This window comes from Ottowia sp., assembly GCF_047601385.1.
Classification (GTDB): Bacteria; Pseudomonadota; Gammaproteobacteria; order Burkholderiales; family Burkholderiaceae_C; genus Ottowia.
On record NZ_JASGJP010000001.1, the window covers coordinates 263,430 to 285,268 of the forward strand.

Here is a 21,839-nt window from a genome sequence, read left to right on the forward strand (position 1 = left end):
CGTGGCGAAGGCTCAGGCGCGCAGCGTGGTCGGGCGCGACATCAACCCCTTGGGCAGCATGCCGTCGAACAGCACCGAGAGGCTGACCATGCGCGTGCGCGCCACCTGCTCGCCGTGCAAACCGGCCAGGGCGGCCATCAGGTCCGCGCGCGCATACCACAGGCCCTGGGCGTCGGCGCCGTGGCGGATGCGGCGCGCCACCTGAGGGTAGCGCTCCGCCCCTTCCTCGCCCAGCATGTCGAGCATGGCCAAGCGGATGTCCTCCAGACGATGGGCCGTCCGCTCCGGGTCGGCCCTGCGGCTGTGCCAGCGGCCAGTCAACCCGGCCAGAACGTCAGCGTTGATCCATTTCATGGTACGTAACCTCAGATGCAGAATTCACCATCTGTTACGCTCTATATTAGTCCAGAACGCGGCACAGGGGGAGGGCACGGGGCTTTCGCGTCCTCCCGCGTTGCTATAAGACGACGCGAACCGTGACTTTCGTCGCGGACAGCATCCTGGAGTCGGTGCCATTGAAGCCAGCCCGGCACCCCGGTATCATTTTTTTTGAGATATCTCCGTGTAACCGGAGAGAGGACTGGAAAATGACGAGTGCCGCGCACCGGCCTGACGACCATGCCGGTCGGTTCGAATCGACGTGGAAGCCAGGACAATGACGACGACACCCTCCATCACCCTGGCTTTCATCGACCTCACGGGGAGCACCGCCGCCTACGAGACCCTCGGCAACGCACAGGCCGCCGGGGTCATCTCCAAGCTGACGCAATGGATAGGGCGTGTGTGCGAGGCGCACGGCGGGCGCGTCGTCAAGTTTCTGGGCGATGGCGTGTTGGCCACCTTCCCATCCGCCGAACTGGCGGTGGAGGCCACCGTCTTCATGCAGCAGAGCCACACCGAGCGGCTGTTGAAGTGGCCCGCGCCGCTGCGCATCCTGCGCCTGAAAATCGGCCTGGCCAGCGGCCAGGTCGTCCACATGGCCGACGATACGTATGGCGACCCGGTCAACCTGGCGTCGCGCCTGTCCGACATGGCGGGCCCCGACGCGATCTGGGCCGATGAATCCCTGATGATGGAAGTGCGCGCCCGCCGCTCGGCCGGCCAATTCGCCACCGGCGGCACGCCCGCGATGCTGGACGGCGTGCGCTACCGCTCGCTGGGCATGATCCGCGTGCGCGGCATGGCGCAGGCGCACTCGGTGTTCCAGATCGAATGGAACGAGGAATTGTCGAGCGACCTCATGACCGTGCAAGGCGTGCTGCACGACACGGCCACTGCCTCCGACAGCCAAGCCAGCATTGCGCTGGCGTGGCTGGGTACCACCAGGGTGCTGGCGGCGAAAGACCTGCCGGTGGTCATTGGCCGTATTCCAGACAACGGTTTCGTGGTGAGCGACCAGCGGGTATCGCGCCAGCACGCGCGCATCGAATGGCAGGACGGCGCTTTCGTCCTGACCGACCTGAGCAGCTTCGGCAGCTGGGTGCGCTTCACCGAAAAGCCGAGTTCCGAAGTGCATCTGCGCCGCAGCCAATGCATTCTGCACTCGACCGGCGAAGTCGCCCTGGGCGCATCGTTCAGCGACTTCAGCGCGCCGGTAGTCGCCTTCGACGTACGCGTCGACAACGCGGGACTTGATTCGCCGACGAGAACACGGTCACTGTTCGATGAAGCTGCGGGGCATTGAGGGCTCGGCTCGGGCCGGAATAGTTGTCCCCACCTGCATTCTTTAATTTACATAATACACATCGTATGAAGTATATCATTGGCGTTTCCTGGGTAAACCGAAAGACCACTTCGACCAACGGCTCGAACGTATCGAGAGACGTTTAGAGATCAACGGATGATCAAGAAACCGCCCTCCAGGGCGGTTTTTTTGGAGATCGCCTTCACGCACAATGCGCCGCATGAGCGAAACCGACCTGAATCACCGTGCCGCCACCGTTGTCGCCCCAGAACTGAAAGAAGCCTTCGCCCGCGACGGCGCCGTGTGCCTGCGCGGCCTGCTGGATGCCGACGAGGTGGCCCTGTTGCGCAGCGGCATCGACGCCAACATCGCCCAGCCCAGCCCGCGCGCCAAGGTGGCCAGCCGGCCGGACGACCCGGGCTTCTTCATCGAGGACTTCTGCTGCTGGCCCGAGAACGACGCCTACCGGCTCTTCATCTTCGGCTCGCCCCTGGCCGCCGCCGCGGGCCTGCTGATGGGCAGCCGCCAGGTGCGCCTGTACCACGACCACATGCTCACCAAGGAGCCCGGCACGCGCCAGCGCACGCCCTGGCACCAGGACCAGCCCTACTACAACATCGAGGGCCGGCAGAACGTCAGCTTCTGGATCCCGGTCGATCCCGTGCGGCGCCACTCCACGCTGGAGTTCGTCGCCGGCTCGCACCTCGGCCCGTGGCTGATGCCGCGCACCTTCATGGACCACCAGGCCAAGTGGTTCCCAGAAGGCAGCCTGCAGGACCTGCCCGACATCGAGGCCGCGCGCGACCGGTTCCCCATCATCGGCTGGGCGGTGGAGCCGGGCGACGTGATCGCCTTCCACATGCTGAGCCTGCACGCCAGCGGCGGCGTGGACGGCGACACGCGGCGGCGCGTGTTCTCGGTGCGCATGCTGGGCGACGACGTCACGCACGCGCCGCGCCGCTGGGTCACCTCGCCGCCCTTCCCCGGCCTGGCCGAGAGGCTACCTGCCGGCGCGCCGATGGACGACCCGCTGTTCCCCGTTCTCTGGCAGGCCGGCTGACATGAGCTACATCCTCGCCCTCGACCAGGGCACCTCCAGCTCGCGCAGCATCGTGTTCGACGAGCAGGGCCGCGTGGTGGCGCTGGCGCAGCAGGAGTTCCGCCAGATCTACCCGCAGCCCGGCTGGGTGGAGCACGACCCGCAGCAGATCTGGGCCAGCCAGCTCGCCACCGCGCGGCAGGCGCTGGCGCAGGCCGGGCTGACGGCGGCCGACGTGCGCGCCATCGGCATCACCAACCAGCGCGAGACCACGCTGCTGTGGAACCGCCGCACCGGCCAGCCGCTGCACAACGCCATCGTCTGGCAGGACCGGCGCGGCGAGCCGCTGTGCGCCGAGCTGCGCGCCCAGGGCCATGCCGACCGGATACGCGCCACCACGGGCCTGGTCGTGGATTCGTACTTCTCGGCCACCAAGCTGCGCTGGCTGCTCGACCACGTACCCGGCGCGCGCGCCGCCGCCGAGCGCGGCGAGCTGGCCTTCGGCACCGTCGATACCTGGCTGCTGTGGCAATTGACGGGCGGGCGCGTGCACGCCACCGACGTCAGCAACGCCTCGCGCACCATGCTGTTCGACACCCGCGCGGGCCGCTGGTCACCCGAGCTGCTGGCCCTGCTGCAAGTGCCCGAGAGCGTGCTGCCCCAGGTGCTGCCGTCTTCGCACCTCTACGCCGAAACCGACGCGGCGGTGCTGGGCGTGCCCATCGCCATCGCCGGCATCGCGGGCGACCAGCAGGCCGCCCTGTTCGGCCAGGCCTGCTTCACGCCCGGCATGGCCAAGAACACCTACGGCACCGGCTGCTTCATGCTGATGCACACCGGCGCACGCTTCCAGCGCTCGTCGCATGGGCTGGTGAGCACCGCCGCCGCGCAGACGGGCGCCGCGCCCGGGTTCGCGCTGGAAGGCAGCGTGTTCATCGGCGGCGCCGTGGTGCAGTGGCTGCGCGACGGCCTGCACGCCATCCGCGCCAGCAGCGAGGTGCAGGCGCTGGCCGAATCGGTGCCCGACTCAGGCGGCGTGGTGCTGGTGCCCGCCTTCACCGGCCTGGGCGCGCCCTACTGGGACGCCGACGCGCGCGGCGCCATCGTCGGGCTGACGCGCGGCAGCACCATCGCCCACGTGGCGCGCGCGGCGCTGGAGAGCATCGCCTTCCAGAGCGCCGCGCTGCTGCGCGCCATGACGCAGGACGGCGGCAACGTGACCGAGCTGCGCGTGGACGGCGGCGCCAGCGTGAACGACCTGCTGATGCAGTTCCAGGCCGACCTGCTCGGCATCCCCGTGGTGCGCCCGCGCATCACCGAGACCACGGCGCTGGGCGCCGCCTACCTGGCCGGGCTGGCCACGGGCGTGTGGAAGGATTTGCCCACGCTGGCCGACCAGTGGCAGGCGGAGCGGCGCTTTCTGCCCACCCTGCCGCGCGAGCGCGCGCTGGCGCGCATGGAAGAGTGGGAGCACGCGGTGCGGCAGGCCACCGCGCGCTGAACCCCTGATTGCTTCAAATTGAATAGCTGCTCGCGCCCGCCCAGCAAGTGCTGGAGGCCGATTTGGCTATGAATCCGGCGCCAGCAGCCAGTCGCCCTGCACCTCGCGCCCGTGCGCCGGCAGCAGGTCGGGCAGATGCCCCGCCAGCGCGCGCCCGTCCAGCGCCCAGCGCGGACGCAGCGCGAACTCGAAGCCCGGCCGAGCCTGCCGGCAGCCGATATCGCCAGCGCTGAAATCGGGCGCGAAGTCCTCGCACGGCACGCCGCTCAGCAGCGCGCCCGACACCGGCACCGCCGCCCTGCCCCCGTCGACGGGCAGGTAGAAGCCGCGCACCAGGCCGCCCGGCTCGCGCAGCACCAGCAGCAAGAGCGGCTCGCGCGCGCCGGCGGGCCGCAGCGGCGCGTCCACCAGCATGAAGCTGCCCGGTGCCAGCCGGGCCACGCGCACGCTGGGCGCGGCGGGCGCCTCGCGCGGGCCGCGCATCACCTGCCAGCCGACCCACAGCAGGGCCAGCAGGCCGGCCGCCATCAGGCCGCGCAGCGCGGCGGCCAGCACCGCGCGTTCGTTCACTCGAAGGTCAATGTGCGCACGCCCGACGACGTGCCCAGCAGGCAGACCTGCGCCTTCTGGTGCGCGAACACGCCCACCGTCACCACGCCCGGCCACTGGTTCACGCCCGACTCGAACACCAGCGGGTCGTCGATGGACAGCCCGCGCACGTCCAGGATGTGCTGGCCGTTGTCGGTGACCAGCGGCGCGCCGTCCTTCAGCCGCAGCGTGGCCTCGCCGCCCAGCGCGGCGAACTGCCGCGCGATGCGCTGCGCCGCCATCGGGATCACCTCCACCGGCAGCGGGAAGGCGCCCAGCTTCTCCACCAGCTTGGATTCGTCGGCGATGCAGACGAAGCGGCGCGACTGCGCGGCCACGATCTTCTCGCGCGTCAGCGCCGCGCCGCCGCCCTTGACCATGTGGCCCCGGCCGTCGATCTCGTCCGCGCCGTCGATGTAGACCGCGATCTCCCCCACCGCGTTGCAGTCGAACACCGCGATGCCCAACGCCTTGAGCCGCGCCGTCGACGCCTCCGACGACGACACCGCGCCGGCGATGCGGTCCTTGACGAGCCCCAGCGCGTCGATGAACTTGTTCACCGTCGAGCCCGTGCCCACGCCCACGATCTCGCCCGGCACCACGTAGCTCAGCGCCGCCTGGCCGACCATCGCCTTCAGTTCGTCTTGCGTCATTTGCGACAATTTCCCGTTGATTCCTTGACCAGCGACGATTATCCGATGGCCCTGCTCCCCTACGCCTACCCCCTGGCCCGCCCTTTCCTGTTCAGCCTCGACCCCGAGGAGGCGCACGAGCGCACCATTGACGCGCTGGCCCGCTTCGGCGGCACGCCGCTGCAATGGGCCTGGTGCAGCGCCCGCGTGGACGACCCCATCGAGCTGGCCGGCCTGCGCTTGCCCAACCGCGTGGGCCTGGCCGCCGGGCTGGACAAGAACGCGCGCGCCATCGATGGCCTGGGCGCGATGGGTTTCGGCTTCGTCGAGGTGGGCACCGTCACCCCGCTGGCGCAGCCCGGCAACCCCAGGCCGCGCATGTTCCGGCTGCCGCAGGCCGAGGCGCTGATCAACCGCATGGGCTTCAACAACGACGGGCTGGCGGCCTTCGTCGCCAACGTCAAGAGCTCACGTTTTCATAGCGGCTTGCGCACGTCCGGCGGGCGCCAGCGCATGATTCTGGGCCTGAACATCGGCAAGAACGCCGCCACGCCCATCGAGCGCGCCACCGACGACTACCTGGCCTGCCTGGCCGGCGTGTACCCGCATGCCGACTACGTCACCGTCAACATCTCCAGCCCCAACACCAAGAACCTGCGCGATCTGCAAAGCGACGCCGCGCTGGCCGCGCTGCTGGCCGCCCTCAAGTCGCGCCAGGCCGAGCTGGCCGACGAGCACGCCAAGCCCGTGCCGCTGTTCCTGAAGATCGCGCCCGACCTGGACGAATCACAGGTGCAGGCCATCGCTGACGCGCTGCGCAAGCACGCCATCGAGGGCGTGATCGCCACCAACACCACCCTCTCGCGCGAGGCGGTCAAGGGCCTGCCGCATGCCGACGAGGCCGGCGGCCTGTCGGGCGCGCCGGTGCGGGGCGCCAGCAACCGCGTGGTCCGCCAGTTGCGCGCCGCGCTGGGCGAGGGCTTCCCCATCATCGGCGTCGGCGGCATCCTGAGCGGCGCCGACGCCGTCGCCAAGATCGAGGCCGGCGCCGACGCGGTGCAGATCTACACCGGCCTCATCTACAAGGGCCCGGCGCTGGTGCAGGAAGCGGCGCGCGCGCTGCGCCAGCGGCGGGGCGGCCGATGACCCCTGCGCCGCCGCACACGGCCCCCGCAGCCGCGGCGCCCGACGGCCTGCCGCAGCCGCAGCGCCGCTGGGCGATGGTCACCATCCTGCTGGGCATCGGCGTGGCGGTGCTGGATGGCACCGTCGTCACCCTCGCGCTGCCCGCCATCGGCCATCAGTTCCAGGCCACCGCCGCCAGCTCGATCTGGGTCGTCAACGCCTACCAGCTCGCCGTGCTGGTGATGATGCTGCCGGCCGCCGCGTTGGGTGACCGCTACGGCTACCGCCGCGTGTACCTGTGGGGCGTGGCGGTGATGCTGGTGGCCAGCCTGGGCTGCCTGCTGTCGCGCTCGATGCCGGCGCTGATCGCCTGGCGCGCGATGCAGGGCGCGGGCGCGGCCGGCATCATGGGCATCAACCCCGCATTGGTGCGCCTGACCTACCCGCGCGCGCTGCTCGGGCGCGGCATGGCGCTGAACTCCATCACCGTCGCGGTGACCTCGGTGGCCGGCCCCAGCATCGCCGCCGCCGTGCTGTCGCACGCCAGCTGGCCCTGGCTGTTCGCCGTCAACCTGCCGCTGGCCGCCATGCTGTTCGGCCTGGGCCGGCGCGCCCTGCCCGGGCAGCGCGGCGCCACGCCCGTCAGCCTGCGCCCGGGCGACGTGCTGCTGAATGCCGCCATGTTCTCGCTGGTCTTCCTCGGCGTGGACCGGCTCGGCACCAGGGCCGCCGCCGGCGCCATCGGCGCACAGGACGCGGCGCAGGCGTTCGGGCTGCTGCTGGCCGGCGTGGCAGTGGGCGTGGTGTTCGTGCGCGGCCAGCTGCGGCGCCCGGTGCCGCTGCTGCCGGTGGATCTGCTGCGCATCCCGGTGTTCGCGCTGTCCATGTGCACCTCGGTCGCCGCGTTCGCGGCACATACGCTGGGACAGGTCTCGCTGCCGTTCCTGCTGCTGGTCGGCCTGGGCCGCAGCGCCGCCGAGACCGGGCTGCTGATGGCCGCCTGGCCGCTGGGCTCGATCGCCGCGGCGCCGCTGGCCGGGCGCCTGATCGGGCGCTGCAACACGGGCGTGCTGAGCGCCATCGGCCTGGCCCTGCTGAGCAGCGGGCTGGCGCTGCTGGCCCTGCTGCCGGCGGCGCCCGCCAACGCCGACATCGCCTGGCGCATGGCGCTGGCGGGGGCGGGCTTCGCGCTCTTCCAGTCGCCCAACAACTACACCATCGTCACCTCGGCGCCGGCCACGCGCGCCGGTGGCGCGGGCGGCATGCTCGGCACCGCCCGCCTGACCGGCCAGAGCACCGGCGCGGTGCTGCTGGCGATCGTGTTCAGCGCCACCTCGGCCCCTGCCGGCCCGCCCATCGCGCTGGCGCTGGGCGCCGGCTGCGCGGCGGTGGCCGGCCTGTTCAGCCTGTCGCGCCGGCGCGGCATCGACGTCGCGTCAGGTGGCTGACCATACTGCGTGACCCCCGCCGACGCTGGGCACGCAACACACATGCCGCGACCGCGCCCCATCTCGCGGCGCCGCCGCTGCGCCATGCCGACCAGCGCCACTGGATCGAGCTGCGCGCCGACGGCGTGCTGATGTCGCGCAGCGCCCTGCTTTCTCTGAACCACATGGGCGGCCCCGGCGAAGTGGCTGCCCGCCTGACCACGGCCGAGCCCGCCGGCCAGTACTTCGTGCCCTGGCCGGCCATCGACACATGGGAAGTCGCCACCGACAGCGACGGCCCCGACTTCCATCGCCTGCGGCTGCGCCCCAGGGGCCGGGTGCACGTCCGCCGCTTTCGCGCCCTCGGCGGCCACGAGGCCGATCTGCTGGACGGCGTGCGAGCTATCGGGCGCGCGCCGGTGCGGCTGCTGGACGACCTGACGGCGCCTTGATCAGAGCGCGGCCAGCGCCGCCTCCGCCACCGCCAGGCAACTCGTCAACCCCGGCGACTCGATGCCGAACAGGTTGACCAGGCCCGCCACGCCATGCTCGCGCGGCCCCTGGATCACGAAGTCAGCCGCCGGCTCGCCGGGCCCGCTGATCTTGGGGCGGATGCCGGCGTAGCCTGCTTGCAGGGCGCCATCGGGCAGGCCGGGCCAGTACTTGCGCACCTCGGCGTAGAAGGCCTCGCCGCGCGCGGGGTCCACCAGGTAGTCGTCGGCCGCATCGACCCATTGCACGTCGGGGCCGAACTTGGCCTGGCCGCCCAGGTCCAGCGTCAGGTGCACGCCCAGGCCGCCGGGCTCGGGCACGGGGTAGATCAGGCGGCCGAAGGGCGCGCGGCCGGCCAGGGTGAAGTAATTGCCCTTGGCGAAGTAGGCCTTGGGCACGTGGCGCGCGTACAGCCCCTGCGTGCGGGCGGCAAGCAGCGGCGCGTGCAGGCCGGCGGCGTTGACGACGGTACGGGCGAGCAGCTCGGTACCTTCCTCGCCAACTACCACTTTGATAGCTGCCGGCGCTTGTCCCGCCTGCGCTGCAAGGCTTTTTACCTCTGAAAACACGGCCAGCATGGCACCGGCGTTCTCGGCGTCGCCCAGCAGGCTGAGCATCAGGCCGTGGCTGTCCACGATGCCGGTGGAGGGCGACAGCAGCGCGGCGTGGCAGGCCAGCTGCGGCTCCAGCGCCTGCGCCTCGGCGCGCGTGAGCAGGCGCAGGTCATCGACGCCGTTGGCGGCGGCACGCTGCTGGATGGCGCGCAGCTCATCGACCTGCGCGGCGCTGGTGGCCACGATCAGCTTGCCGCAGCGCTGGTGGCTGATGCCGCGCTCGGCGCAGTAGGCGTACAGCAGCTCCTTGCCCCGCACACACAGGCGCGCTTTCAGCGAGCCCTGCCGGTAGTAGATGCCGGCGTGAATGACCTCGCTGTTGCGCGCGCTGGTCTGGGTGCCGAAGGCTTCGGCGGCCTCCAGCACCATCACCTCGCGCCCGGCCTGCGCCAGGGCGCGCGCCACGGCCAGGCCCACCACGCCGGCGCCGATGACTACGGCATCCACTTGCTCCATGTTCACTCCTCGTCGTTGAATCCTTGGATCACGCGCACGGCGTTCTCGCCCAGTTCCGCCGCGGCGTAGCCACCCTCCAGGATGAAGGCGGTGGGCAGGCCCAGCCGCGCCAGCCGCCCGCCGAGGCGGGTGAAGTCGTCCTGCTGCAACTGGAACCGGCTGATGGGGTCGCCCGCGTAGGTGTCCAGCCCGAGCGAGACGACCAGCGCGTCGGGCCGGTGCTGCGCCACGCGGGCGCAGGCCGCCTCCAGTGCGTCGAACCACTGCGCCGCGCTGCTGCCGGCGGGCAGCGGCAGGTTCAGGTTGAAGCCGGCGCCCTCGCCCGCCCCGGTCTCGCCGGCGTGGCCCAGGTAGAAGGGGTATTCGGTGCGCGGGTCGCCGTGCAGGCTGACGAACAGCACGTCGGCCCGCTCGTAGAAGATGGCCTGGGTGCCGTTGCCGTGGTGGTAGTCCACGTCCAGCACCGCCACGCGCGCCGCGCCGCCGGCGCGCAGGGCCTGCGCCGCGACGGCCGCGTTGTTAACGAAGCAGTAGCCGCCCATGAAGTCCGGCCCCGCGTGGTGGCCGGGCGGGCGCGTGGCGCAGAAGGCGGCGCGCTCGCCATCGAGCAGCACCTGCGCGGCGCTGGCGGCGGCATCGGCCCCGGCCTTGGCGGCGGCCCAGGTGCCGGCGGCCAGGGGCGAACCGTTGTCCATCGAGTACAGGCCCAGCCGCGCGATGAAGTCGGCCGGCTCCACGTCGCTGCGCAGCGTGCGCACCGGCCACACGCTGGGGAAAGGTTGCACATCGACGTTGGCCGGGGAGCGTGCCAGCCACTGGTCCCACGCGGTGCGCAAAAAGTCGAGGTAGCGCGGCGCATGCACCTGCGCCAGCAGCGGCGTGCTGTCGGCCTCGGGCGCATGCAGGGCAAAGCCATGCGCGTGCAGCGCGGCGCGCACGTATTCGGCGCGCGAGGGGTTCTCGAAGCACGGCACGCGCTGGCCGCGGAAGAACTCGTCGCGCGGCGCGTGCAGGGCCTGCTGTTCGGCGTAGTAGATGCGCATGGGCGGGCTCGGTGGTGAGCGGCGCAGTATGGCACCGCGCATCGTCCCGGCCGACGCGCGGCGTAGGTGCGCGCTGACGCCGCATGGCCGCCGCGGCCTACCGCGCCAGCCCGGCCGCCTGCCTACAGTCTGGCTCACGGCACGGCAGCCGCCGTATCGCCGTCATCCACACGACCACCAGGAGCTACTTGATGAAGCTTTCCATCTCCCTCGTCACCCTCGCCGCCGCCAGCGCATTTGCCGGCAGCAGCTTCGCCCTCACCTCCCAGGAGGCGCGCGCTGAAAAGGACCGCATCGCCGCCGAATACAAGGCCGCCAAGAACCAGTGCAAGTCGCTGAGCGGCAACGCCAAGGACGTGTGCCAGGAAGAAGCCAAGGGCAACGAGAAGGTCGCCAAGGCCGAACTGCACGCGCGCGAGAAGCCCTCTGCCGAGCACCAGTACAAGGCCCGTGCCACGCGCGCCGATGCCGACTACGAAGTGGCGAAGGAAAAGTGCGACGACCAGTCGGGCAACGCCAAGGATGTGTGCAAGAAAGACGCCAAGGCCGCCCATGTCACGGCGCTGGAGAACGCCAAGGTGGCGAAGGCCGCTGCGCAGCCGGGCCAGCCCGCGACCGAGAAGGCCGCCCACGTGGCCGAGGCGCGCAAGGACGCCGCCGCCGAGAAGAACGAAGCCAACTACAAGGCCGCCGCCGAGCGCTGCGACGCGCTGGCGGGCGACGCCAAGGACAAATGCGTGGCCGACGCCAAGCGCGACTTCCACCAGAAGTGATGCCGCAGGCGTGCCGCGCGCCGCGGCACGGCCCAGTTACCCAGCCCGCCCGTGTGCGGGCCTTTCTTTTGGCCGCGCTCAGCGCAGCAGCGTGGCGCGCGGCGAGAAGCCGTGGTTCAGCGGCCCCACGCCGTGCCCGGTGGCGACCAGCGCACCCTCCTGGATGGCGTCCAGCACGTAGCTGTGCGCGGCCTCCACCGCCAGCGGCAGCGGCAGCTCCTGCGCCAGGAAGGCGGCGATGGCCGACGACAGCGTGCAGCCCGCGCCGTGCAGGTTGCGGGTGTCAGCGCGCGGCGCCTGGATGGCGTGCGGCTCGCCGCCGCGCGCCAGCAGCAGGTCCAGCACCTGCTCGCCCGGCAGGTGGCCGCCCTTCAGCAGCACGGCGCGCGCGCCCAGCTGCAGCAGCGCCTGCGCGGCGGCGGGCATCTCGTCGGCGGATGCCACGGGGCGGCCCAGCAGCAGCTCGGCCTCGTGCAGGTTGGGCGTGACGAGGGCGGCGCGCGGGAACAGCTCGGCCACCAGGGCCTGCGCGGCGGCGGGCTCGATCAGCCGCGCGCCGGTGGCCGAGACCATCACCGGGTCGAGCACCACACAAGGCAGCGCGTGGCGGTCGATGGCCTGCGCCACCGCGTGCACCACGGCCTCGGAGTGCAGCATGCCGATCTTGACCGCGTGCACGCCGATGTCGCCCACCACCGCGTCGATCTGGGCGGCGATGAACTCCGCCGGCACGCCGTGGATGCCGGCGACGCCCCGGGTGTTCTGCGCCGTCAGCGCGGTGATGGCGCTCATGCCGTAGCAGCCCAAGGCGGCGAAGGTCTTGAGGTCGGCCTGGATGCCCGCGCCGCCGCCGGAGTCGGAGCCGGCGATGGTCAGCACGCGGACGTATTGCTGCGGTCGTTCGGCGTCTTTCATGGGGTTACTGCCTGTGGAAAAACGATGATGCGGTCACTGTACGCCAAGCGAGGGGTGCGGCAGCGCCGGCACGGGCAGCGGCGGCGCGGCGCGGCCGGCTTGCAGCGCGGCCTGCCACGCCGGCACCGTCCGTGCCGGGTCGTCACCCAGGCCGCGCACCACGCACACGCCGCTGGCGCCGCTGCGCGCGGCCTCGGTCAACTGCTCGGGCGCCAGGATGCCGCCGATGGCGACCACCGGCACGCCGGCCATGTGCACCCACCAGGCCAGGTTGTCCATGCCCTGCGGCACCCAGGGCATGGCCTTGGTGAGCGTGGGCCAGACGGGGCCGCAGGCGGCGTACCAGGGGCGCAGGCCGCGCGCGCGGGCCAGCTCCCACAGGCTGTGGCTGCTGACGCCCAGCTTCAGGCCGCTGGCGGCCAGCTCGGCGCGGCCTTCAGAGCCCAGCGCTTGCAAATCTTCCTGACCCAGATGAACGGCGGGCGCGCGCAGCTCGGCGGCCAGGCGCCAGTGGTCGTTGACGACCAGCGTGGCGCCGGCGGCGTTGCAGGCGGCCAGGGCCTGCGCGACGGCCGCGCGCAGCGTGGCGTCGGGCGTCTTGATGCGCAGTTGCACCACGCGCACGCCAGCGGCAACCACTTGGCGCACGCGCTCGGCCGAGTCCACGATGGCGTACAGGCCGAGTTCGTTTTCAAGCGAAATCGGGCTCTGACGCGCGCCAGGCAAGCGCTGGCAGCTATCGAAATCAGAGTTTTCATCCCATGACAGGACAGGCATCAGATCGGCCTGCGTGCCGAAGCCGGCGCGTGCATGCACCGGCCCCGCGCCCTGCCCGGCCGCGTAGCCGTCGCGCAGCGCCTGCGTGGTCGCCATCTTGGCCAGCACCAGCGCGTCGGCCGGCACGAAGCCCAGCGCCAGCGCGCTGGCCGCGCTGGTGGCAAAAGTGCAGCCGGTGCCGTGCGTGTGCGGCGTGGCGTGGCGTGGCAGGGCGAGCCAGCCGCTGGCGTGCGCGGTGTCGATCCAGTCGAGCGCCCAGTCACCCTGGCCGGCGCCGTCGTCACCGCCGGTGATGCACACGGAAGTCGCGCCCAGCGCTTGCAGCCGCCGCGCCAGCTCGGGCGCATCAGCGCTGCCTTCATCAACACCTGCCAAACGCTCGGCCTCACGCCGATTCGGCGTGACGAGGGTGGCGCGCGGCAGCAGCAGTTCGCGGTACGCGGCCACGGTGTCGGCCGCCGCGAAATCGGCGCCGCTGCTGGCGCGCAGCACCGGGTCCACCACCAGGGCGACGGGGGAGCGCTCGCGCAGCCGATCGACCCAGCGTGCGACCACCTCGATCTGCGCCCGGCCCCCCAGCAGCCCGGTCTTGAGCGCGGCCGGCGGCAGGTCGGCCGCCAGCGCGGCCAGTTGCGCGTCGAGCACATCCGGCGCCACGGCGTCGATGTGCGTGACAGCCTGCGAGTTCTGCGCCGTGACGGCCGCCACCACCGGGCACAGGTGCACGCCGAAGGCCTCGGCCGCGCGCAGGTCGGCCGCCAGACCCGCGCCGCCGCCCGAGTCGTTGCCGGCGATGCTCCAGACGATCGGTTTTGCTCTGCTTTCGGTAGCTGCCGGCGCTGTCCCCGCCTGCGTCATGGCGCGTTTCCAATCAGGAAGGGATTGCCCGTGACCGGCGTGGTGGCGACGGCGAAGTCCTGACGCGCCATCACGCCCGCCCGGTACGCCGCGCGCCCGGCCTCGATGGCCTGGCGGAACGCGCCGGCCATGCGCACCGGGTCGGGCGACTGGCTGACGGCGCTGTTCAGCAGCACCGCGTCGTAGCCCATCTCCAGCGCCTGCGCGGCGTGGCTGGGCGCGCCGATGCCGGCGTCGACGATCAGCACCACGTCCGGCAGCCGCTCGCGCAGCGTGCGCAGCGCGAACGGGTTGATGAGCCCCTGCCCCGAGCCGATGGGCGCGCCCCAGGGCATGAGCAGCGGGCAGCCGGCGTCGAGCAGGCGCTTGCAGGTGACGAGGTCATCGGTGCAGTAGGGGAACACGGTGAAACCGTCCCTCGCCAACTGGCGCGCGGCCTCGACCAGTTCCAGCGGATCGGGTTGCAGCGTGTATTCGTCGCCCACCACCTCCAGCTTGACCCAGGGCGTGCCGTACAGCTCGCGCGCCATCTGCGCCAGCTGCACCGCTTCGCGCGCGGTGGTGCAGCCGGCGGTGTTGGGCAGCAGGCGCGCGCCCTGCGTGCGCAGGGCGGCGCGGATGATCTCGATGAAGCCGTTGTCGCCGGCCGCGCTGAGCTGGCGCTTGAGGCCCACGGTGACGATCTGCGTGCCCGAGGCGGCGATGGCGTCGGCCAGCACCTGGGGCGAAGGGTAGCCGGCGGTGCCGAGGAGGAAGCGGCTGGTCAGCTCGGCATCGCCGACGCGCCAGGAATCGTTGGAAGGTGTCATGGGGAATTCAGCCGCCCACGATGGGCTGGAACAGCAGCACCGCATCGCCCTCGCCCAGCACGCGCGCCGCGCGCTGGCCGCGCGCCACGAAGTCGCCGTTGACGGCGGTGCCGACGGCCTCGGGCGCGTGGCCGAGCTGTTCGACCAGTTGCGCCAGCGTGGTGCCGGCGGGCACGCGGTGCGGCTGGCCGTCGAGCTGGAGGGTGATATCTGCGGTATCGATCTTCATGAATGAAATAGGGCTCCAGCGCCCGTCCATCAAGCGCTGGCAGCTATGGGTTCAGGAGCAAACCCTTCGCTCGCCCAGCCATTGTCGCGCAGCGCCTGGTCCACCAGCGCGGGCGCCAGCAGCCAGCCGTGGCGGAACAGGCCGTTGATGCGCAGCAGGCACGGGCCGTGCTCGACGCGCGGGGCGTTGTCGGGCAGCGCGGGGCGCAGGTTCACGTCCAGCGCCAGGATGCGCGCCTCGGCCAGCGCGGGCACCACGCTGTGCGCGGCGGCCAGCAGCTCCACTACGCTGCGCAGGCTGGCGGGGCTGCGGTCTTCGGACTCGATCTCGCTGGCGCCCACCAGCACCACGTCGCCCGGGCGCGGCACCAGGTACACGCGGTGGCGCGGGTGCAGCAGGCGCACGGGGCGTTGCAGGCCGTGGCCGGGGGCGTGCAGCCAGGCGACTTCGCCACGCACGCCGCGCACGTCGAAGATGGGCGAGGCGTGCTTCGTCGCGTTCTCGCCGCGCACGTCGAGCTGCGGTCGCGCGCCGGTGCCGCGCACGTCGATCACCGCGTCGAAGGCCAGCACGCGGCCGTCGGCCAGCGCCAGCGTGCCGCCGCCCTCGCCTGCTTCCACGGCGCGCACCGGCTGGCGCCAGTGCCATTGCACGCCCTCTGCGGCGGCGTGCAGCGCAGCCAGCGTGGCGACGGTGTCGATCTGCCCCTCGCCCGGCAGCAGCCAGGCCTGCGCGGGGCCCTGCACGGCGGGCTCCAGCGCGCGCAGCGCGGCGGAATCGAGTGGCTGCACGCCCTCGGCGGGGCTCAGGACGCGCCACTCGGGCGTGGCGGTGGCGGCGCGCAGACGATCGAGCACGCGCTGGGCGGCGCCCGCGTCGGCGCGGTGCGCCACCATCAGGCTGCCCTGCGCGGCGAAGAACGGGTTGCCCGGCAGCGCGGCCGCGATGCAGCGCCACAGCGGCAGCGAGCGCCAGCCCAGCGCGGCCACGGCAGGCTCAGCGTTATCCAACTCGGCCAGCGGGCTCAGCATGCCGGCGGCGGTGAAGCCGGCGGCGGTGGGCAGGTAGGGCTCGGGCGCGCGGCTGCGCAGCACGCCCTCGGGCCCGGCGGCCGGGTCGAACACCGCCACGCGGTGCCCCGCGCGCGCCAGGCGCCAGGCCAGCAGGCGGCCGAGCAGGCCGGCGCCGGCGATGCCGATGTGCAGCGGCTCAGGCATGGTTTACTTCCAAAAACATAGCTGCTAGCGACCGTCCAGCAAGTGCTGGAGCACTGAATGGTTCATATCTTTTGAATCGGCACGTACATCTCACCGCCGCCGGCCTTGAACTCGCGCGACTTCTCAGCCATGCCCTGCGCGGCGAACTCACGCACCTCCTGCGTGATTTTCATCGAGCAGAACTTGGGGCCGCACATGCTGCAAAAGTGCGCCGTCTTGCTGCTGTCCTTGGGCAGGGTCTCGTCGTGGAAGTCGCGCGCGGTCTCCGGGTCCAGGCCCAGGTTGAACTGGTCTTCCCAGCGGAACTCGAAGCGCGCGTGGCTGATGGCGTCGTCGCGCGCGCGGGCCGCCGGGTGGCCCTTGGCCACGTCGGCGGCGTGGGCGGCGATCTTGTAGGCGATGATGCCCTGCTTCACGTCGTCGCGGTCGGGCAGGCCCAGGTGCTCCTTGGGCGTGACGTAGCACAGCATGGCGGTGCCCATCCAGCCGATCATGGCCGCGCCGATGGCGCTGGCGACGTGGTCGTAGCCGGGCGCGATGTCGATGGTGAGCGGGCCCAGGGTGTAGAACGGCGCCTCGTGGCAGTGCTTCAACTGCTCGTCCATGTTGGCCTGGATCATGTGCATGGGCACGTGGCCGGGGCCTTCGATCATGGTCTGCACGTCGTGCTTCCAGGCGGTCTGCGTCAGCTCGCCCAGGGTGCGCAGCTCGGCGAACTGGGCCTCGTCGTTGGCGTCGGCCGCGCAGCCGGGGCGCAGGCCGTCGCCCAGGCTGAAGCTCACGTCGTACGCCTTCATGATCTCGCAGATCTCCTCGAAGTGCGTGTAGAGGAAGCTCTCGCGGTGGTGCGCGATGCACCACTTGGCCATGATGGAGCCGCCGCGGCTGACGATGCCCGTCACGCGGTCGGCCGTCAGGTGGATGAAGGGCAGCCGCACGCCGGCGTGGATGGTGAAGTAGTCCACGCCCTGCTCGGCCTGCTCGATCAGCGTGTCGCGGAAGATGGCCCAGCTCAGGTCCTCGGCGATGCCGCCCACCTTCTCCAGCGCCTGGTAGATCGGCACGGTGCCGATGGGCACCGGGCTGTTGCGCACGATCCAGTCGCGCGTGGTGTGGATGTTGCGGCCGGTGCTGAGGTCCATCACCGTATCGGCGCCCCAGCGGATGGACCACACCAGCTTCTCCACCTCCTCTTCGATGCTGGAGGTGACGGCGGAGTTGCCGATGTTGGCGTTGATCTTCACGCGGAAGTTGCGGCCGATGACCATCGGCTCGATCTCCGGGTGGTTGATGTTGGCCGGGATGATGGCGCGGCCGCGCGCCACCTCGTCGCGCACGAACTCGGGCGTGATGCGCTCGGGGATGGTGGCGCCCATCGGGTTGCCACGCCGGCGCGCCTCTCGTTTGGCGTTGCCCAGCAGCTCCTTCGTCCACTCCAGGCGGCCGTTCTCGCGCAGGGCGATGTATTCCATCTCGGGCGTGACGATGCCCTGGCGCGCGTAATGCATCTGCGTGACGTTGGCGCCCGCCTTGGCTCGGCGCGGCTGGCGTTGAAGGCCGGCGGCCTCGCGGCGCAGCTGCTCGATGCGCTCGGCGTCGCGGCCTTCGTGCCTGCCGCCGTCATCGAGGATGTGGGCCAGGCGGCCCTCGTAGGCCTCGGTGTCGCCGCGTTCGGCGATCCAGCCGGCGCGCACCGGCGCCAGTCCTTCGCGCACGTTGATCACCGCCGCCGGATCGGTATACGGCCCAGAGGTGTCGTAGAAGGACACCCCGCGCCCGTTGGTCAGGCGCACGTCGCGCACCGGCACGCGGATGTCGGGGCGGCTACCCGCGATCACGCCCTTGGCGGACGCGGGCAGGGGTTCGCGCGTGAGCGCGAGCAACTGGGCGATCTTGTCGGGGGCATTCATCGGCGGCTCTCCTGCGGTGGTCCTTGAAGGGACTCCGGGGCCGCCTGCGCGGGCCGGCGCCGGGGCACCGCTCGCCTGTGGGCCTGCTCTTCCTTACGCCGGTACTAACCGGATCAAGTTGACGGGTTCGGCCTTCTCGACCATCTCAGCTCGCCTAGCGCGGGCACCCCGGAGTAGCGTGGATGATAAAGCCTCCCGCCGGCACGGCGCCCTACTCGTGGGAGCCCCGGAAAGCACGCTATAATGCAAGGCTTGTTCCCCGATAGCTCAGTCGGTAGAGCGCCGGACTGTTAATCCGTAGGTCCCTGGTTCGAGCCCAGGTCGGGGAGCCAAAAAACTCGAAGAAAAAGCACCTGAATCTCTCGATCCAGGTGCTTTTTTCTTGCCACCCGTCCTCGACATTCATGCCGCTACGCGCGGGCACGTGGACGACGGATTCGTGAAGCGAACCTCAGGACTCGGCCGTGAAGCCGATCCGCTTGACCAGCGGGCCCCAGCGCTTGCTCTGGGCGCGCTGCGACTCGGCCATTTCCTGCGGTGAAGACGGCGTGGCCACCAGCCCCAGCATGGCGAGCGAGTCGATCACCGACTTGTCCTGCAGCGCGGTGCGCAGCGCCTGGTTGGCGGCGTCGACGACCTGTGGCGGCGTGCGCGCCGGCGCGTAGAAGCCGAACCATTCCTCGCTGGTGAGCATCGGAAAGCCCTGCTCGCCAAAGGTCGGCACCTCGGGCGTGAACACCGTGCGCTGCGCGCCGGAAGTGCCCAGCAGGCGCAGCTTGCCGGCCTTGTAGTGCGGCAGCAGATCGCCCGTGGTGGTGAACATCACGGGAATCTGGCCGGCGACCACGTCGGCGATGCCAGGCACGGCACCACGGTAGGGCACCTGCACCAGCGGCAGTTGCGTCTCCAGGCCCAGCAGGGCGCCCAGGAAGTGCGAGGTCGAACCGGCCGCTGGCGAGCCGTAGCCCGTGTGCTGCGGGTTGGCCTTCACCCAGGCCACGTAGTCGGGCAGGCTCTTGACCGATGCCGGCACCATCGGCCCGACGGCCATGGCCTGCGTGGTGGTGGCGGCGATGCCCACCGGCGCGAAGTCGGCCACGGGGTCGTAGGGCAGCTTCTTGTAGACATACGGGAAGATGACCATGCACGAATAGGGTGTGCACAGCAGCGTCTGGCCGTCGGGCGGCGCGCCCTTCACGGCCGCGCAGGCGATCTGCCCGCCCGCGCCGGAGCGGTTGTCCACGATCGCGTTCTCGGCGAAATTGCCGCTGAACTTCTCGGCCACCCGCCGGGCCACCATGTCGGTGGTGCCGCCTGGCGCGAAGCCCACGATGATCTTGGTGGAGCGCAGCTTCTGCGCCCATGCATGCAAGGGCGCGAGCGAGGAGGCCGCTGCGGTGGCAGCGCCCACGGAGACGAAGTGGCGGCGAGTGAACATGGAAACTCCTAGCTTCTGGGTTGAGGGAAAGGGGTGCCAGCCTGGCCTCAGGCCGCGCAATAACCGCCATCCACCGGCAAGGTCACGCCCGTGATGCACGCGGCCTCGGACGAGGCCAGGAAGTGCACGGCATGCGCCACGTCGTCGGGATGGACAGTGCGGTTAAGCGGGACTCGTGCCAGGAATGCCGCCAGGGCCTGCGGATCGCTGCGCGTGCCTGCGGTCATCTCGGTGTCGGTGATGCCGGGCGCCACCGCGTTGACGCGCACGCCTGCGCTGCCCAGTTCGAGGGCCAGCGCCTGCGTCAGTTGCTTGACGCCGCCCTTGGACGCCGTGTAGGCCGCCGAGTTGCGGACCGCGACGAAGGCATGGATGGAGGCCACGTTGACAATGCAGCCGCGCGTGCGCCGCAACTGGGGCGCGAAGGCGTGGGCGGCATGGAAGCAGCCGTCCAGGTTCACGCTCAGCGTGCGGCGCCAGTGCCGCAGCGCGTCGGCATCGTCCAGCGCGCCGCGCAGCAGCACGCCGGCATTGCTCACCAGCACGTCGCAGGGGCCGATCTGGTCGTGTACGCGCGCCGCCAGCGCCTGCATGGCCTCGGCGTCGGCCACGTCCGCCACCATGCCGGCCACCTGCGCACCTTCCTGGCGCAGGGATTGGCTGGCATGGTGCAGCCGGGCCTCGTCGACGTCCACCAGCGCGACGTGCGCGCCGCCCCGCGCGAAGCGCCGGGCCACGGCCAGGCCGATGCCCTGGGCCGCGCCGGTGACCACCACCGTCCTGCGGGCGGGTGCTGCCGTCACGTCGTCACCCCGCCGCTCAGCCACGCAGGAAGGCCAGGGTGCGCACGCGCGCCTGCTCGGCCGCCGCGGCGTCGAAGTGCTCGCCGCCCGGGCGCGCGAAGGCGTGGTCGCAGCCGGCGTAGACGTGCGCCGGCATGCGCGCCTGCAAGGCCGCGCGCGCCAGGATGGTCTGCCGCGCCTCGGCCGGCACGAAGGCATCGAGCTCAGCGATGTGCAGCAGGCAGGGCGCCATCGTCACGCGCTCGGCGGGCAGCAGCTCCTCCAGGCCCACGCCGTAGTAGCTCACGGCGGCGCTGACCGGCGTGCGCAGGGCCATCATCACGGCCAGGCGGCCGCCGAGGCAGTAGCCCAGCGTGCTCACCTTCTCGCCGCGGCCCTGGGCCACGAACCAGGCGCGCGCCGCGTCCAGGTCGCGCACGGCGCGGTCCGGATCCATGCCCTGCATCAGGGCGACGCCCTGCTGGAACTGCGCGGGCTGCGCCGGGTCCAGGTCCACGCCGGCCTGCTGGCGCGCAAACAGGTCGGGGCACAGCACCTCGAAGCCTTCGCGCGCCCAGGCCTGGGCGGCTTCCTTCATGGCGGCGTTGATGCCGAAGATTTCCTGGATCAGCACCAGCGGCTGGCCCGTGCCCGTGGCGCTGGGCACATGCAGCGCCGGCAGCGCGAAGCCGTCGTCGGTCGTGAGCGTGATGATGTTCATGTCTGTTGTCCTCTGGATGTTGAAAAAACGGGCGCCTGGACGACGCCCCGGGTGCTTTGGATTTCGATGGAGATCAACCCCGGGTTGTGGATGGAGCGCACGTACTCGATGAGCGAGCCGTCGGCCGCATACAGCCAGGCCTGCACCTGCAAGCCCGGCGATCCCGCCGGCAGCCCGAGCGTGCGCGCCATCGGATCGCTCAGCGCGCAGGCGCTGATGCGGTGCCGGATGCTGTGCACGCCCAGCCCGTAGACCTGCTCGACCAGCGCGTACACCGAGTCCACCTCCTGGTCGAGGAAGGGGGCGATGCCGGCGTACTTGTTGTCGACAAAGACGGTGGTGCAGGTCGAGAGCGTGCTCACGCCCCGCAGGTGCCGCACGCCCTCGATGGCCAGCCAGTAGCCCGTGGCGCTGGCCACGCCGGCCAGCCCCTCGTCCGGCTCGCCCTTGACGGTGCGCATCCGGTCCACGCGCATCGCCGTCTGGCCGGCCAGGCGCAGGATCTGCTCCAGTCCGTCCATCTGCTGCACATAGGTCGTGCCCATGGCCTCGGCGATCACTTTGGTTCCTACCTTTCTGACGCGCTCGACCACACCCCCCTTCTCCAGGATGCCCAGGGCCTGGCGCAGCGTCACGCGGCTCACGCCGAGCTGCTTCGCCAGGTCCAGCTCCCTGGGGAGAATGGTGCCGACAGGCCACTCCCCGGACTGAATGCGGTCCAGCAGAGCGGCGCTCACCTGGCGGTAGAGCGGCGCCTGGCCCACTTTGGCGGAGGAGGTTTTGACCATGCCTGTCAATTTAGGTAGGAA

General features: G+C 71.2%; 22 protein-coding genes, 1 tRNA gene and 1 riboswitch. Of the genes, 8 read left to right on the plus strand and 15 right to left on the minus strand.

Features of this window, described 5'->3' with window-relative positions; translation table 11 throughout:
• Positions 1-12: 12 nt before the first annotated feature.
• Positions 13-354 (minus strand): hypothetical protein, encoded by a 342-nt coding sequence (locus QM772_RS01220; RefSeq protein WP_415133353.1) that lies wholly within the window; start codon positions 352-354, stop codon positions 13-15.
• Between the two features lie 301 nt (positions 355-655).
• Here QM772_RS01220 and QM772_RS01225 point away from each other — a divergent pair, with 301 nt between their 5' ends.
• From QM772_RS01225 to glpK, 3 genes are all read left to right on the plus strand, one after another.
• Entirely contained in the window at positions 656-1,684 is a 1,029-nt protein-coding gene (locus QM772_RS01225; RefSeq protein ID WP_415133355.1) for an FHA domain-containing protein, read from the plus strand.
• A gap of 220 nt (positions 1,685-1,904) precedes the next feature.
• Positions 1,905-2,744: a phytanoyl-CoA dioxygenase family protein gene (locus QM772_RS01230; protein WP_415133357.1), complete on the plus strand. Its 840-nt coding sequence runs from the start codon at positions 1,905-1,907 to the stop codon at positions 2,742-2,744.
• A 1-nt stretch (position 2,745) separates the two neighbouring features.
• Positions 2,746-4,224 carry a glycerol kinase GlpK gene (gene glpK, locus QM772_RS01235; RefSeq protein ID WP_415133358.1) on the plus strand — a complete coding sequence of 493 codons (1,479 nt, stop codon included), beginning with the start codon at positions 2,746-2,748 and terminating at the stop codon, positions 4,222-4,224.
• 66 nt (positions 4,225-4,290) lie between these two features.
• Here glpK and QM772_RS01240 read toward each other — a convergent pair whose 3' ends face one another.
• Both QM772_RS01240 and rpiA read right to left on the minus strand, forming a co-directional pair.
• On the minus strand, positions 4,291-4,794 hold the full coding sequence (locus tag QM772_RS01240) for a hypothetical protein (RefSeq protein ID WP_415133360.1): 504 nt from the start codon (positions 4,792-4,794) through the stop codon (positions 4,291-4,293).
• Positions 4,791-5,465, minus strand: coding sequence for a ribose-5-phosphate isomerase RpiA (gene rpiA / locus QM772_RS01245; RefSeq protein WP_415133362.1), 675 nt, complete (start codon positions 5,463-5,465; stop codon positions 4,791-4,793). Before rpiA ends, QM772_RS01240 begins: the two co-directional genes overlap by 4 nt.
• A 45-nt stretch (positions 5,466-5,510) precedes the next feature.
• Here rpiA and QM772_RS01250 point away from each other — a divergent pair, with 45 nt between their 5' ends.
• The 3 genes from QM772_RS01250 (at position 5,511) to QM772_RS01260 (ending at position 8,448) form a co-directional block, all read left to right on the plus strand.
• The gene (locus QM772_RS01250) at positions 5,511-6,590 is read left to right on the plus strand and encodes a quinone-dependent dihydroorotate dehydrogenase (protein ID WP_415133364.1); all 1,080 of its coding nucleotides are present in this window, start codon (positions 5,511-5,513) and stop codon (positions 6,588-6,590) included.
• Entirely contained in the window at positions 6,587-8,017 is a 1,431-nt protein-coding gene (locus tag QM772_RS01255) for an MFS transporter (protein WP_415133366.1), read from the plus strand. Before QM772_RS01250 ends, QM772_RS01255 begins: the two co-directional genes overlap by 4 nt.
• Positions 8,018-8,148: 131 nt before the next feature.
• Positions 8,149-8,448 carry a hypothetical protein gene (locus QM772_RS01260; protein ID WP_415133368.1) on the plus strand — a complete coding sequence of 100 codons (300 nt, stop codon included), beginning with the start codon at positions 8,149-8,151 and terminating at the stop codon, positions 8,446-8,448.
• Here the strand turns inward: QM772_RS01260 and QM772_RS01265 are convergent, their stop codons facing one another.
• Together QM772_RS01265 and QM772_RS01270 are read right to left on the minus strand one after the other, a co-directional pair.
• Entirely contained in the window at positions 8,449-9,558 is a 1,110-nt protein-coding gene (locus QM772_RS01265) for an NAD(P)/FAD-dependent oxidoreductase (protein ID WP_415133370.1), read from the minus strand. It abuts the gene before it with no gap.
• Between the two features lie 2 nt (positions 9,559-9,560).
• Entirely contained in the window at positions 9,561-10,601 is a 1,041-nt protein-coding gene (locus tag QM772_RS01270; RefSeq protein ID WP_415133372.1) for a histone deacetylase family protein, read from the minus strand.
• Between the two features lie 191 nt (positions 10,602-10,792).
• Here QM772_RS01270 and QM772_RS01275 point away from each other — a divergent pair, with 191 nt between their 5' ends.
• Positions 10,793-11,374 (plus strand): hypothetical protein, encoded by a 582-nt coding sequence (locus QM772_RS01275; protein ID WP_415133374.1) that lies wholly within the window; start codon positions 10,793-10,795, stop codon positions 11,372-11,374.
• A gap of 78 nt (positions 11,375-11,452) precedes the next feature.
• Here QM772_RS01275 and thiD (QM772_RS01280) read toward each other — a convergent pair whose 3' ends face one another.
• From thiD (QM772_RS01280) to thiC, 6 genes are all read right to left on the minus strand, one after another.
• A complete protein-coding gene (gene thiD / locus QM772_RS01280; protein WP_415133376.1) occupies positions 11,453-12,289 on the minus strand; it encodes a bifunctional hydroxymethylpyrimidine kinase/phosphomethylpyrimidine kinase in 837 nt (278 codons plus the stop codon).
• A gap of 33 nt (positions 12,290-12,322) precedes the next feature.
• Complete coding sequence (gene thiD / locus QM772_RS01285) at positions 12,323-13,924, minus strand: bifunctional hydroxymethylpyrimidine kinase/phosphomethylpyrimidine kinase (protein ID WP_415133378.1); 1,602 nt, start codon at positions 13,922-13,924, stop codon at positions 12,323-12,325.
• Entirely contained in the window at positions 13,921-14,733 is an 813-nt protein-coding gene (locus QM772_RS01290; protein WP_415133380.1) for a thiazole synthase, read from the minus strand. The genes thiD (QM772_RS01285) and QM772_RS01290 overlap by 4 nt, the downstream gene beginning before the upstream one ends.
• A 7-nt stretch (positions 14,734-14,740) precedes the next feature.
• A complete protein-coding gene (gene thiS / locus QM772_RS01295; protein ID WP_415133382.1) occupies positions 14,741-14,962 on the minus strand; it encodes a sulfur carrier protein ThiS in 222 nt (73 codons plus the stop codon).
• Between the two features lie 29 nt (positions 14,963-14,991).
• Positions 14,992-16,179: an FAD-dependent oxidoreductase gene (locus QM772_RS01300; RefSeq protein ID WP_415133384.1), complete on the minus strand. Its 1,188-nt coding sequence runs from the start codon at positions 16,177-16,179 to the stop codon at positions 14,992-14,994.
• Positions 16,180-16,241: 62 nt separating this feature from the next.
• A complete protein-coding gene (gene thiC, locus QM772_RS01305; RefSeq protein WP_415133386.1) occupies positions 16,242-18,089 on the minus strand; it encodes a phosphomethylpyrimidine synthase ThiC in 1,848 nt (615 codons plus the stop codon).
• Between the two features lie 72 nt (positions 18,090-18,161).
• A riboswitch (TPP riboswitch) is annotated at positions 18,162-18,270 on the minus strand.
• Positions 18,271-18,345: 75 nt separating this feature from the next.
• Between thiC and QM772_RS01310 the strand changes: the two genes are divergently transcribed.
• Positions 18,346-18,421, plus strand: a tRNA-Asn gene (locus QM772_RS01310).
• 119 nt (positions 18,422-18,540) lie between these two features.
• On the opposite strand, the gene QM772_RS01315 is transcribed toward QM772_RS01310, so the two are convergent.
• From QM772_RS01315 to QM772_RS01330, 4 genes are read right to left on the minus strand one after another with little or no spacing between them, the layout of a single operon-like run.
• Positions 18,541-19,527, minus strand: coding sequence for a Bug family tripartite tricarboxylate transporter substrate binding protein (locus tag QM772_RS01315; protein WP_415133388.1), 987 nt, complete (start codon positions 19,525-19,527; stop codon positions 18,541-18,543).
• A gap of 47 nt (positions 19,528-19,574) precedes the next feature.
• Positions 19,575-20,330: an SDR family NAD(P)-dependent oxidoreductase gene (locus tag QM772_RS01320; RefSeq protein WP_415133390.1), complete on the minus strand. Its 756-nt coding sequence runs from the start codon at positions 20,328-20,330 to the stop codon at positions 19,575-19,577.
• A 16-nt stretch (positions 20,331-20,346) separates the two neighbouring features.
• Positions 20,347-21,030, minus strand: coding sequence for a dienelactone hydrolase family protein (locus tag QM772_RS01325; protein WP_415133392.1), 684 nt, complete (start codon positions 21,028-21,030; stop codon positions 20,347-20,349).
• Positions 21,027-21,818, minus strand: a complete 792-nt coding sequence (locus tag QM772_RS01330; protein ID WP_415133394.1) for a GntR family transcriptional regulator — start codon at positions 21,816-21,818, stop codon at positions 21,027-21,029. The genes QM772_RS01325 and QM772_RS01330 overlap by 4 nt, the downstream gene beginning before the upstream one ends.
• Between the last annotated feature and the right edge of the window lie 21 nt (positions 21,819-21,839).